Source organism: Flavobacterium sp. HNIBRBA15423, from assembly GCF_052655965.1.
Genome location: NZ_CP199751.1, coordinates 87,431 through 99,708, shown reverse-complemented (window position 1 = coordinate 99,708; position 12,278 = coordinate 87,431). Strand labels below are relative to the sequence as shown.

General features: G+C 29.6%; 11 protein-coding genes. 9 read left to right on the top strand and 2 right to left on the bottom strand.

Annotated features, from left to right (window positions below; genetic code table 11):
* Positions 1-97 precede the first annotated feature (97 nt).
* Positions 98-538, bottom strand: a complete 441-nt coding sequence (locus ACULEV_RS00435; protein WP_445456723.1) for a nucleoside deaminase — start codon at positions 536-538, stop codon at positions 98-100.
* Positions 539-576: 38 nt separating this feature from the next.
* On the opposite strand from ACULEV_RS00435, the gene ACULEV_RS00430 reads away from it, so the two are divergent.
* The 7 genes from ACULEV_RS00430 (at position 577) to ACULEV_RS00400 (ending at position 8,898) form a co-directional block, all read left to right on the top strand.
* Positions 577-2,349, top strand: a complete 1,773-nt coding sequence (locus tag ACULEV_RS00430) for a 1-deoxy-D-xylulose-5-phosphate synthase (RefSeq protein ID WP_445456722.1) — start codon at positions 577-579, stop codon at positions 2,347-2,349.
* Positions 2,350-2,351: 2 nt separating this feature from the next.
* The gene (locus ACULEV_RS00425; protein ID WP_445456721.1) at positions 2,352-3,296 is read left to right on the top strand and encodes a DUF3078 domain-containing protein; all 945 of its coding nucleotides are present in this window, start codon (positions 2,352-2,354) and stop codon (positions 3,294-3,296) included.
* A gap of 66 nt (positions 3,297-3,362) precedes the next feature.
* On the top strand, positions 3,363-4,625 hold the full coding sequence (locus ACULEV_RS00420; protein ID WP_445456720.1) for a Y-family DNA polymerase: 1,263 nt from the start codon (positions 3,363-3,365) through the stop codon (positions 4,623-4,625).
* Positions 4,619-5,062, top strand: coding sequence for a LexA family protein (locus ACULEV_RS00415; RefSeq protein WP_445456719.1), 444 nt, complete (start codon positions 4,619-4,621; stop codon positions 5,060-5,062). The genes ACULEV_RS00420 and ACULEV_RS00415 overlap by 7 nt, the downstream gene beginning before the upstream one ends.
* A gap of 58 nt (positions 5,063-5,120) precedes the next feature.
* Positions 5,121-7,247, top strand: a complete 2,127-nt coding sequence (locus ACULEV_RS00410) for a tetratricopeptide repeat-containing sensor histidine kinase (RefSeq protein WP_445456718.1) — start codon at positions 5,121-5,123, stop codon at positions 7,245-7,247.
* 7 nt (positions 7,248-7,254) lie between these two features.
* Positions 7,255-7,890: a response regulator gene (locus tag ACULEV_RS00405; protein WP_445456717.1), complete on the top strand. Its 636-nt coding sequence runs from the start codon at positions 7,255-7,257 to the stop codon at positions 7,888-7,890.
* Positions 7,891-8,325: 435 nt separating this feature from the next.
* Positions 8,326-8,898 (top strand): imm11 family protein, encoded by a 573-nt coding sequence (locus ACULEV_RS00400; RefSeq protein WP_445456716.1) that lies wholly within the window; start codon positions 8,326-8,328, stop codon positions 8,896-8,898.
* A 223-nt stretch (positions 8,899-9,121) separates the two neighbouring features.
* Here the strand turns inward: ACULEV_RS00400 and ACULEV_RS00395 are convergent, their stop codons facing one another.
* Positions 9,122-10,126 (bottom strand): ankyrin repeat domain-containing protein, encoded by a 1,005-nt coding sequence (locus ACULEV_RS00395; protein WP_445456715.1) that lies wholly within the window; start codon positions 10,124-10,126, stop codon positions 9,122-9,124.
* A 353-nt stretch (positions 10,127-10,479) separates the two neighbouring features.
* Here ACULEV_RS00395 and ACULEV_RS00390 point away from each other — a divergent pair, with 353 nt between their 5' ends.
* Together ACULEV_RS00390 and ACULEV_RS00385 are read left to right on the top strand one after the other, a co-directional pair.
* Complete coding sequence (locus ACULEV_RS00390) at positions 10,480-11,460, top strand: hypothetical protein (RefSeq protein WP_445456714.1); 981 nt, start codon at positions 10,480-10,482, stop codon at positions 11,458-11,460.
* A gap of 104 nt (positions 11,461-11,564) precedes the next feature.
* Complete coding sequence (locus ACULEV_RS00385) at positions 11,565-12,194, top strand: CbrC family protein (RefSeq protein WP_445456713.1); 630 nt, start codon at positions 11,565-11,567, stop codon at positions 12,192-12,194.
* Positions 12,195-12,278 lie beyond the last annotated feature (84 nt).

Sequence of the window (12,278 nt, the reverse complement as noted above, 5' to 3'; positions counted from 1 at the left end):
TAAAAAGTGAAAAAAAGTGATTTATATTAGAAATAAAGATAGTTTTAAAAATATCGATTTAAAGGTAATAATTTATTTAATAATAATCGTACAAAATTTATCGTTTCATTCGAAAAAAAGCTCTCACTAAAAGCGAACATTCTTTTTCTAAGACACCAGAAATAACTTTTGTTTTAGGATGTAATTGTGTTCCCATTTTTAGAAACCCTCTATTTGTATCGGAAGCACCGTAAACAATTTTAGAAATTTGACTCCAATATAAAGCTCCAGCACACATTTGACAAGGCTCTAAAGTGACATATAACGTACAATCTTTTAAATATTTTCCTCCTAAATAATTAGCAGCACTAGTTATCGCTTGCATTTCTGCGTGTGCTGTAACATCATGGAGTAATTCTGTTAAATTATGACTTCTAGCAATGACTTTATTATCAATTACAATTATTGCTCCAACAGGAATTTCTCCTTTTTCAAAAGCAGTTTCAGCCTCAACTAAGGCTTTTTTCATAAAATATTCGTCGGTAAAAATATTTTCCATTTGTCAAAATTACAATTTCCAATTATTACTTTTGCAAGATGAAAGAAAATTTACTTTCTAAAATATCAAATCCAATTGATTTAAGAAAGCTCTCTGAAAATCAATTACCTCAACTAGCTAAAGAATTGAGGGAATTTATCATTGATGTCATTTCTCAAAAGGAAGGTCATCTAGGAGCTAGCCTAGGTGTTGTGGAATTGACAATTGCTTTACATTATGTTTTTGACACTCCTAATGATCAATTAGTTTGGGATGTAGGCCATCAAGCCTATGGACATAAAATTTTAACTGACAGAAAAACGGAATTTCACACCAATAGAGATTTAAACGGAATTTCGGGTTTTCCAAAAAGAAGTGAAAGCGTTTATGACACTTTTGGTGTAGGTCATTCTTCAACTTCAATCTCAGCAGCTTTAGGAATGGCAATGGCTTCTCTATTAAAAGGAGAAACAGAAAAACAACATATAGCAGTTATAGGCGATGCTTCAATTGCTAGTGGGATGGCTTTTGAAGGTTTAAATCATGCTGGAGTGACTGATGCAAATCTATTAGTAATTCTAAATGATAATGCCATAGGTATTGACCCAAGCGTAGGTGCTTTAAAAAACTATTTAACTGCTGTAAAAGAAGGAAAAAACCCAAAGCAAAACAACATCATTAAATCCTTAAATTTTGATTATTCTGGACCAATTAACGGACATGATTTAACAAAATTAATTTCAGAATTAAACCGATTAAAAAAGGTAAAAGGTCCAAAATTTCTTCATGTAATAACAACAAAAGGAAAAGGACTACAATTAGCAGAAGAGCATCAAGTAAAATATCATGCTCCAGGAAAATTTGAAGCTAAAACTGGAAAAATACATCCAAAAAATGAAGAAGGCTTACCTCCAAAATTTCAAGATGTTTTTGGCCATTCTTTAGTAGAACTAGCTAAACAAAACAAAAAAATTATTGGTATAACACCAGCCATGCCTTCGGGTTCTTCTATGAAATATATGATGGAAGAAATACCAGAAAGAGCTTTTGATGTAGGTATTGCCGAACAACATGCTGTTACTTTATCTGCAGGAATGGCTACACAAGGAATGGTAGTTTTTTGCAATATCTATTCCACTTTTTTACAACGAGCTTATGATCAAGTTATCCATGATGTAGCTTTACAAAACTTGCCTGTCATTTTTTGCTTGGACAGAGCTGGTTTAGTAGGTGAAGATGGAGCAACTCATCATGGCATTTTTGATATTGCCTATTTAAATTGTGTTCCTAATTTAATTATTTCGGCTCCAATAGATGAAATTGAATTGCGAAACATCATGTACACTGCCCAATTGGGCTTGGAACAACCTATTTCTATCCGCTATCCAAGAGGAAGAGGAGAAATTATAGATTGGCAAAAACCATTTGAAATAATCCAAATTGGTAAAGCTAAAAAACTAAAAGAAGGTTCTAAAATTGCCTTTCTATCAATAGGAACGATGGGAAATAATGTAAAAAAAGCAATCGCATCATGCAATCAACCAGAATCAGTGGCTCATTATCATTTTCCATTCATAAAACCATTAGACAAAGAAATTTTAGCTGAAATTTGTTCTAACTATAAAACTATAATAACTATTGAAGATGGAGTTGTTATAGGCGGTTTTGGATCACTCATCAATCAATATATCTTAGAAAAAAACAATCTAAATAAAGTTATTAATCTTGGCATTCCAGATGTTTTTATCGAACATGGAAGTATTCAAGAATTACAACAAATTTGCAAATTAGACGTTACAAGTATTATTAACCAAATCAATTTATTATTTTAACTATGAAGAAAGCCTTCCTACTAGGGTTTTTGTTACTTACAATTCAAATTAATTACGCCCAAATCATTAGAACACAATTACCTGATACTATTTCATATTGGAAAAAAACAAATAAAGTTGGTTTAGACATTTCGCAAATCACTTTTGTTAATTGGAATGCTGGAGGAAACAACTCCATTTCTGGATTGTTAAAAGGGAATTTTATTCGAGAGTATTCAAAAGACAATCTAAACTGGAAAAACGAATTAATTTTCCGTTATGGAATCAACAAACAAGAGGGTCAAGAAGTAAGAAAAACAGATGACCAACTTCAAATAAATTCAGCTATTGGTTTTAGAAAAGACACTCTTTCCAATTGGTATTACGGTGGAAAATTTACTTTTAATACGCAATTTGCAAATGGATATTCCTATCCAAATACAGAACTTGCTATTTCAAAGCCCTTTGCTCCTGCCTATATATTTGTTGGTATTGGTGCGGAATATTCACGAAAAGACATCAATTTGAATTTATACTTATCGCCTTTAACTCAGAAAACAACTTTAGTTTTAGATCAACGTTTAGCAAACCAAGGTGCTTTTGGAGTTGATAAAGCAATTATTGATGAAGTTACAGGGGAAATACTTCAAAACGGGAAAAAATCGAGAACAGAAGTAGGTATTTTAATAACCAATCAATGGGAAAAAGAAGTATATAAAAATATTACTTTAGAACATCGAATTAGTTTGTATACCGACTATTTGAATAATTTTGGAAATATTGATGTGGATTGGCAATTACAATTAAACATGACTATTAACGAATATGTAAGAGCAAATATTGGTACTCATATTCTATATGACGATGACATAAAAGCGAAAGAAGAAATTGATGGCGAACAAGTTACTGTAGGTCCAAAATTACAGTTAAAACAAATCTTAGGTGTAGGTTTAGTCTATAGTTTTTAAAACTATTTTATCAACATTAACTTTTGATTACTTCATTTTGTTTAAATTATGAATTAATTTTACGAAATGTATGCTTTAATCGATTGTAATAATTTTTACGCTTCTTGCGAACGTGTTTTCCAACCTCAATACAATGGAAAACCAATAGTCATATTGTCTAACAATGATGGCTGTGTTATCTCGCGAAGCGATGAAGCGAAAAAACTAGGAATTCCAATGGGCATTCCTGAATTTAAATGTAAAGATTTATTACAAAAACATAACATAAAAGTGTTTTCTTCTAACTATTCCTTATATGGAGACTTAAGCAATAGAGTGATGAAAACCTTAGAACACTTTACACCTTGTGTTGAAGTGTATAGCATAGATGAAGCTTTTTTAAATTTTAGTGGAGTGCAAATTCACGACTTTCATGAGTATGGTTTGCAAATAAAAAATAGAGTTAGAAAATGGACTAGCATTCCTACTAGCATTGGATTTGCACCAAGTAAAACACTTTCAAAAGTAGCTAACAAAATTGCACGAAAATTCCCTGAACGTACTAGTGGGATTTATGTTATTGATACCGATGAAAAAAGAATAAAAGCTCTCAAATGGACAAAAATTGAAGATATTTGGGGAATTGGCTTTAGGTTAAGCAAAAAAATGAAAGCAAAGAACATTTTAACGGCTTATGACTTTGTTCAGCCATACAACGAAGCTTTCATTAAAAAAGAAATGGGAATTACCGGTTTGCGTTTAAAATATGAGTTGGAAGGAAAACCTGTTATTGATATTGAAGAACAAAAAAGCAAAAAAAGCATTGCTATAACACGTAGTTTCGAAAAAAACATCACCGAATATTCCGAATTAAAAGAACGTATTTCCACCTTTGCTATGGTCTGTTCTGAAAAGTTACGAAAACAAAAGTCATGTTGTTATAATGTTATTATTTATCTTAGAAAAGATATGTATAAAAACACTAATGAACGCTATAATTTTTACAAAATGCATACATTGCCTTTTGGAACAAATTCTGGAATAACAATTAGTAATATTGCCATAAAAATGTTAGAAGAAATTTATACTGAAGGCGAAATTTACAAAAAAGCAGGTGTTATTGTAACTCAAATTATTCCCCAAAACGAAAAACAATTTAATTTATTTGAAGAAGAAAATCCAAAACACCAACTATTAATGAAAATAATTGATGATTTTCAGCTAAAAACTGGTGAACGAAAAATAAAATTAGGTAATCAGGATTTAAAAAAAACCTGGAAAATGAAACAAAATCATTTATCAAGAAGATACACCACAAATATTAAGGAAATATTAGAAGTAAAATGTTAGACAAAAACAAAAAACTACATTTCTTCATTCCCAATTTTGATACTGGAACAGAACTTCCTTTTATACCAGAAGGAATTAAAGCAGGATTTCCATCGCCCGCAGCTGATTTTGAAGAAACAAAAATAAGCTTAGATTCCTTTTTAATTAAAAACAAAGAAGCCACTTTTTATGCAAAAGCTAGTGGAAACTCCATGACTGGAGCTGGAATTGATAATGGTGACATTTTAGTAATTGACAGAAGTATTGAACCTTCAGATAATAAAATTGCTATTTGTTTTATTGATGGAGAATTCACGGTAAAACGAATTAAAATTATAAATCAAAAACTTTTTTTACAACCAGAAAACGATTCTTACAAACCTATTGAAGTTCTAGAAGAAAACGAGTTTATGATATGGGGAATCGTTACCTATGTTATAAAAAAGATGATTTACTAATAAATATTATCTTTACAACACTCATTATTTTATTGAAAAACAATTATATTTGGTATTGATGTCAAATTCTATTTCACAATTTTTTATTATTACTACATTTATTTTTTTTCTGTCAAATGTAAATGGACAAGAAATAAAAAATAAAAGCATTACACTTAATCATGAGAACTTAGTAACAGTTGAAAAAACACGTATAGATATTTTATTTGATCTTTTGAATAGTAATGAAGAAGAAAAAGCATATAAGAAAGCCAAAACACTTACCAAATTATTAAAAACCAAAGAGTCAAGTATTCGTTTAAGTCTTTTAATATCTCATTATTTCAACAAAAAGACACAATTAGATTCAATGTCCTTTTATGCAAACAAGGCCTTAAAAAACAGTGAAGGAATAACAAACGATTCTTTAAGGAGAATTCTGGCTTCTAGTAGTTATAACCTACTTGCACTATCCAGCAAGAAACGAGGATTATTTGAAGCCAGTAAGAAATATCATTTAAAAGGAATTGAGATACTCGAAAAACAACAAAAAGGATATTTTTATTATGCTAATTTACATGGATTAGCCAATGTATACATGGGATTAGGAGATTACACGAATGCCATAAAATATCTTAAGCAATGTTTAGACTATAAAGACGATGAAGAAATTATGATTGGGAGTTATCTTAACCTAGGAACTGCTTATGGACAAAAAAAAGAGTATGAAACCTCAAATAGTTATTTAAAAAAGATTAAATCGTTATGCTCAGAGACTAATAACTGGCAATGCCAAGCTGCGAGTACTTTAAACATAGGCGCGAACTATGAGGAAGCAGGAAAGACTGAACAAGCTCTAAAATATTATGATGAATCACTAAAAATTGCAAAGGAAAATAAATTATATGCAATAGAATCAATTGCAAATAATGATATTGGTAGATTACTTTATTCTTTAAAAAGATATGATGAAGCAAAATTATATTTCTTAAATGCACTGCATATTGCATTAGAATATAATTTTTTGGATCAACAAAAAGAAATTTACTTAAAACTTAAAGAAATAGCTGTTTATCAAAACGATTATGAAAATGCATATGCATTAATGACAAGGTATTCAGAAGTAAAAGATTACATTGCAAAAATGCAAAATGATCAAGATATAAATGAATTAGATATAAAATTTAAAACTTTACAAAAAGAGAATGAAATAAAAGATTTAACTTTTAAGAATAACAATAAAATGTTACTTCTCAAAAACCAAGAAAAAGCCATAGAAAACTTAAATCTACAAAAAACTATAGAAAAAAAACAAAATGAAAATGAGCTATTAAAGTTAAAAGAAGTCACCCAAAATAAAGTAAACCAAATTAATCTTCTAGAAAAAGATAAACAATTAAAAGAATCTGAGATTCTAAGAGAAAAACAGGTAAGAAAAATAATAATTATCGGTTTTTTAGTGTTATTAATTCCCATTATAGCTTTATCATTTGTCTACTATCAAAAACAAAAAGCCCAACTTCTAATCAATAAAAAACAAAAAGAAATTAGCGAGCAAAAAAACAAAGCCATTTTAAAAGACCAAGAATTAAAACTGATAAAAGCAGAAATAGAAGGACAAGACAAAGAACGCATTAGAATAGCACAAGAACTTCATGATAGTGTAGGAGGAAATCTAGCCGCTATAAAACTACAGCTTAATAATTCTTCTTACGGTAAGGAAAATGAAATAAAAAGAATTAATTCCCAAATTAATGACACTTATAATCAAATTAGAAGCATTTCACATAATTTACTTCCTAAAAGATTCAATCAAAATAATTTTTGTGAAATAGTTGCCGAATATCAAAACAATTTGGCTACAGCAAGTAATATTGATGCTACTTTTTCAGCTCATCCAAGAACAGAAATCAACAAAATAGACGAAAACATACTCGTAGAAGTGTATCATATTATTCAAGAATTGATTACCAATACTATTAAACATGCACAAGCAGATAAAATTGAGTTACAACTCAATTTGATAGAAAACTTATTTAGTGTTATTTTTGAAGACAACGGAATTGGATTCAACATTGAGAGCAATACAGATGGCATTGGTTTAACCAATATTAAAAATAGAATTAATAACTTAAATGGAAGTTTACATATTGATTCTACCTTAAACAGAGGTTCAATCTTTAATATAGAAATTCCTATTTTATAAAATTATTATGACAAAAATAATCATTGCAGATGACCACAATATGTTTTTAGAAGGTCTTATTTCCTTATTAAGAAATGTTCCTGACATTGTTGTAGTTGCAAAAGCAGCAAACGGAAAAGAACTTATTGAACTTTTAGACGAAAATCCTGCTGACATTGTTGTTCTCGACATTAGCATGCCAGAAATGGATGGAGTTGAAGTAACCAAAATAATACGCAAAAAGTATCCTAATTTAAAGATATTAATCTTAAGTACTCATAGTAATTCACAAATAATAGCAAAATTAATCCGACTAGGTGCAAATGGTTATCTTTTGAAAAATGCAGAAAAAGACGAACTATTATATGCTATAAAAAAAATCAATTCTGGGGAAAATTATTTTTCTCAAGAAGTTACAACTATTCATAAAGAATTTGAATCCAATTTAAAAAATAATCTTTCTTCTACAACTGAATTAAGTAATAGAGAAAAAGAAATTCTTATATTAATTGCAAAACAATTAACTGCTGCTGAAATTGCCGAAAAAACATTCATTAGTTTAAACACTGTTAATACTCACAAGCGAAATCTTTTATCTAAACTAAATGTAAAAAATACAGCTGGCTTAGTAAAATATGCTATTGAATTAGGTTTATTAGATTAGTCAGTCATTATTCTACATATAATGTCTTTACGTTTTTTACAAACAATATTGAAAAATCACTATAAATAGTGAATGATACTATCTTTTAAAAGACGTATTTTGAAAAATAAATATAAATCAATAAACATTGGCAAAAGAGTGAACAGTCATTGGTTTTGAAATTTTCAAACCTCTTTTAATCTGTATTTATTTTGGATTAGTCAATATTTATATATGCTACAAATTGAAGCATTTTATTAAACAAGACCATATTTGCTTAAAAACAAAGATTGAAATGAAGACAGAAATTAGTGGATTTACAGATTGTAATTATTTAAAGTAATATAATAGAGTTGGCATACTTTAACTATAGTTTATTTCTGATTATGAATAATATAAATGAGCAAAAGAGCCGAGGTTCTCTCAACTTAGCCACAATAATTTAACTAAAAAAATATGAGTAATTACTTTCTAATGGAAACCGATAATTTTTTAGATTATGGTATCACAGAAAACCCGAAAATTAACGATGACCAATCTTTTTTGAGCGGAAATGTTATCGACGAAACACAGCTACCTGCTCTTGAGTTCGAAACAAATTTTCCTTCCAAGAAAAAAATTCCTCATTTTCTAGGAGATGTAATTCCTCTAATGAGCAAAGAATTAATTGAGTGCTTGCAAAAAGCAGGTATTGATTCATTCCAAACTTTCCCTGTACAATTAACAAATCCAGAAACTGGACAAAAATTTGACAATTATTTTGCCTTCAATGTTATAGGAATAATAAAAGCCGTTAACATGAATGAATCTGATTTTGACATTTTAATGGAGGGAGACAAAGAGACACCACCTCTTTTAGCGTTTAGAGAAATTGTTTTAAATAAAAATAAAATCAACGATGCACTGATTTTCAGAGTTGTTGAAAGCCCTGATAGTTTATTAATACACAAAAGTGTTGTAGATTGTTTAGTAAGTAATCGACCAAAAAATGGTTGGGGTGTTATTTCTACAGAAGTAGAAGTTATTTAATAGATTATACAAACAAAAAATAATAGTTCTTATTTTAAACCGTTGGGTATAATCATTAAAAACTAATTACATCCAACGAGCTATTTTATCCAAAATGAAATTGATTTTTAAGGAGTTAATAATTGGGCGGATAATGTGTGTATTTATTTAGAGCTATTGTAAAATAACTTTACAGCTCTTTTCAATCGTATTGACATATAATTCATAAAAAACATTAAAAAAATCAAACAGACAACAATTCTTTTATTTGTAATTTCATTTTCTTATCATCAATTAAATCCAATATTGACCTTATTTCATCACATTTCTTAATATTGAAATAAGGTAAAAATCGCTCAAAAACGACCATTTTCTCTTCCATAATCAGATAATGAAAAGCAGTAAACCCATGTTGGTCCGTTTCATATAATTCTATTCCAAAATCTATCCAATGTTGTACTAATTCATGATTTGCTTGTATTGCATTATAAATTAGCACATTTTCTCCTCTACTGTTTTTACAAAATTTATTAGCTATTACTTTTTTTTCTAACAAGAAATTTGTTATTTCAATTGTGTTGGCAAAGAAAATTAATTCATCGCCAAATGTCGCTCCATTTTGTAACAATAAATTTACTAAATCTATAAAACCATGTCTTATTGCTTCAGATAAGGGGCTAGATGATGCATTTTTAATTCCATCAGGATTAGCTCCACAACTAATCAATAATTCAGCTATTGCTAAGCCTGGCTCTTTTTCATAATCATAATCCCTTTTCTTACATCTAAATGGCTCATTACAAAATTCCAAAAAAGAACAATTATAATTTTCAAAATGGTTAACAGTAGCTCCATAATTGATTAATAATTGTACTACTTCTATATTATCCTGTTCAATTGCACTTCTTAAAGAATGACCAAAATCATCTGCTCCATTTTCTAATAAAAATTGAATAATTTCAATATCGTTCTTTACCACAGACTGACTCAATGGAGAAAAAATATCTGCCTTTAAATTAACATCAGCTCCGTTCTGAATTAAAGTCTTAACCATATTGAATTTGTGCTCGCTTGCTCCTGAAGACAAACATCTATATAAACTTGTTTCAAATGGATAATCAACTTGTTTATAATTTGCATCCGCTCCATTTTCCAATAATTCGACAGCCTTTTCAACTAAATCAAAAGTATATTTATACCCATCTAATAATTCAAAAAGTTCAATTGATCGTTCATTATTTTTATTCATTTTACATTTTTTAAATCTCTATTTTTCAATTTCAAACAAAGATAATTTTGAACAATAAATTTAAAATCACTATAAATAGTGATTTTAAAAACTGCTACACTATTAACTTTGTAATCAAATAATTATAAAGCATCAAATCTTATATACCTAATGATTTCTAGAGAGAAAAATGAAGCATTTCCAGTTTATGTAGACAAGCATAGATAGATATTTATACAACGGAGTTCCACAAAATTCATCTTTGCAAATGAATTAGATAATGAGTTTGTCATGTGTGCAATAGAAAAGACAAGTAACCCAGAATTAGAGGGCTTTATAAATCATTTTCCCAAAACAAATATAAAACTATAATCATGAATAACCTTTATCAAACATTTGAAAAATCTTTAAAAAACTACAAAGGTAAAAATGCAGACCTTTTATCTGTGGACAACATTGTGCCAAAACTCCAACAGGAATTGCCTCCTATTTTTAATCTTTGGATGAAACAGGAATACTTAGATCCAATAGCTAAAGTGGTGATAGAAGTTGATCAACTAGGCTATGTGTATGCGAGCTTGTTTGATGACCGCCAAAATTGCCTACTCAGTGAGGGTGCATGTCACGACATGAAAGACTTGGGGCTTCACAAGATTTATAAAAAATCACCAGAGCTTGTGACGCAGTTTTTGGCAGTATGTTATCGAAAAGTCTTGCCAGAACTATGCAAAACTCCTGAGTTTCTGAATTTACCGCGTGCTTCTAAAATCGTTTTCAGTGTAAGCGAACACAGCGGATGGGAGTACGATGAGGTATATGTATTTAAAGGCAAACCAAACATAGTTGACCATGGTAATGTGATACTCAAAAGATTAAGTAAAGCAACAAACTGCCATACAGAACCTGGCACAATAGAACGGAAATTTATGGATAATATGGGGGAAATAAACGTTCAGAGTTGTGCAAATGAATTAACACGTACTTTTGAAAAATTTTTGATTTGGTTGAAGCAACAAAACCCAACTCCAGTAGAAGCTATTGTAATTGCATGGTCTTCCAATTTTGATGAAAAACCTGCAATAGGAGCATATTGTGCAGAAGATATATTACATCGTTTTATTCTTTCAGATGATTTGTATAATTGGTTTCCTGAGGAGCGTCCTACACTTTTGGATGCTGATAATCTTGCAGCAGTACGTTATTGTGTTTCCTGTAAAATTGCTCAAATAGCATGTCTTATGATGGAAAAGGTATCTCAGTTGGGTACTTTTCAAGCAATTCCCAAACAAAAAAAATTTGTAATGGAAGTAGTTAACAGAACAGCTGGTTCTCCACCTGTATTTTATCGAGAATAAAGGAGGTCAAATGCTTTTAACAGGGTCAGTATGCCTATAGAAATTACCTATTTATTTTATACAAACACGTAATTTAAATCATTCTTAAACAGTAACAAAAAATCATGAGCAACTTAGATTTGAAATACATTAGAATTCCTTTTGACCAAATTCCTTTTGAGCTAAATAGCGAAAACACGTGCTTTTTTTGTGGAAAGCAAGACTCTCCACAATTGCATGATGCTTATACCATAATAGCTCAAGATTCCGAAAACGCAGAATCAGTGTGCCTAAAATGTCTTCTTGAAAAAAAGTATGCGATTGAGCATAAAGTCGAGGGAGGTTTTTTGAAGAAAGAAGGAATATTACTTGAATCGGAAAAAGATCCAGATATAAAAAATAGTTATTGCTATGCTGAATATATCCTTCCAATAGAGAAGCAACTAATGGCTATAGATGAATCCAAAAGGCAAGAGTTAATGCATACACCGCCATTTAGTACCTTTCATGGTGCTGTATGGTTGATACATTGCAATGATTTCATGACTTATATTGGCAACTGGGAACATGAAGACTTCGTTGAAAAATCTCCCAATGGAAATGCTCAGGAGTATTTTGACCGAATACTAGATAATTATAATGGAGATGATTTTTATGAAGAACAATTTAGTCCTAATAAATTAGAATACGCAGAAAGTTTATTTTATGCATTTGAATGCCAACATTGTAAAATTCACAGAGGTTATGTGGAATAGAATTATGAGAGCTATTGTTTCATTACAAAACAGTATTGAAAATTCATTATTTATAGTGAATGATAATATCTTTTTATATACTTA

Bases quoted from the DNA above. Each gene is read 5' to 3' on its own strand.
- ACULEV_RS00435 (WP_445456723.1), bottom strand. From the start codon at position 538: ATGGAAAATATTTTTACCGACGAATATTTTATGAAAAAAGCCTTAGTT.
- ACULEV_RS00430 (WP_445456722.1), top strand. From the start codon at position 577: ATGAAAGAAAATTTACTTTCTAAAATATCAAATCCAATTGATTTAAGA.
- ACULEV_RS00425 (WP_445456721.1), top strand. From the start codon at position 2,352: ATGAAGAAAGCCTTCCTACTAGGGTTTTTGTTACTTACAATTCAAATT.
- ACULEV_RS00420 (WP_445456720.1), top strand. From the start codon at position 3,363: ATGTATGCTTTAATCGATTGTAATAATTTTTACGCTTCTTGCGAACGT.
- ACULEV_RS00415 (WP_445456719.1), top strand. From the start codon at position 4,619: ATGTTAGACAAAAACAAAAAACTACATTTCTTCATTCCCAATTTTGAT.
- ACULEV_RS00410 (WP_445456718.1), top strand. From the start codon at position 5,121: ATGTCAAATTCTATTTCACAATTTTTTATTATTACTACATTTATTTTT.
- ACULEV_RS00405 (WP_445456717.1), top strand. From the start codon at position 7,255: ATGACAAAAATAATCATTGCAGATGACCACAATATGTTTTTAGAAGGT.
- ACULEV_RS00400 (WP_445456716.1), top strand. From the start codon at position 8,326: ATGAGTAATTACTTTCTAATGGAAACCGATAATTTTTTAGATTATGGT.
- ACULEV_RS00395 (WP_445456715.1), bottom strand. From the start codon at position 10,126: ATGAATAAAAATAATGAACGATCAATTGAACTTTTTGAATTATTAGAT.
- ACULEV_RS00390 (WP_445456714.1), top strand. From the start codon at position 10,480: ATGAATAACCTTTATCAAACATTTGAAAAATCTTTAAAAAACTACAAA.
- ACULEV_RS00385 (WP_445456713.1), top strand. From the start codon at position 11,565: ATGAGCAACTTAGATTTGAAATACATTAGAATTCCTTTTGACCAAATT.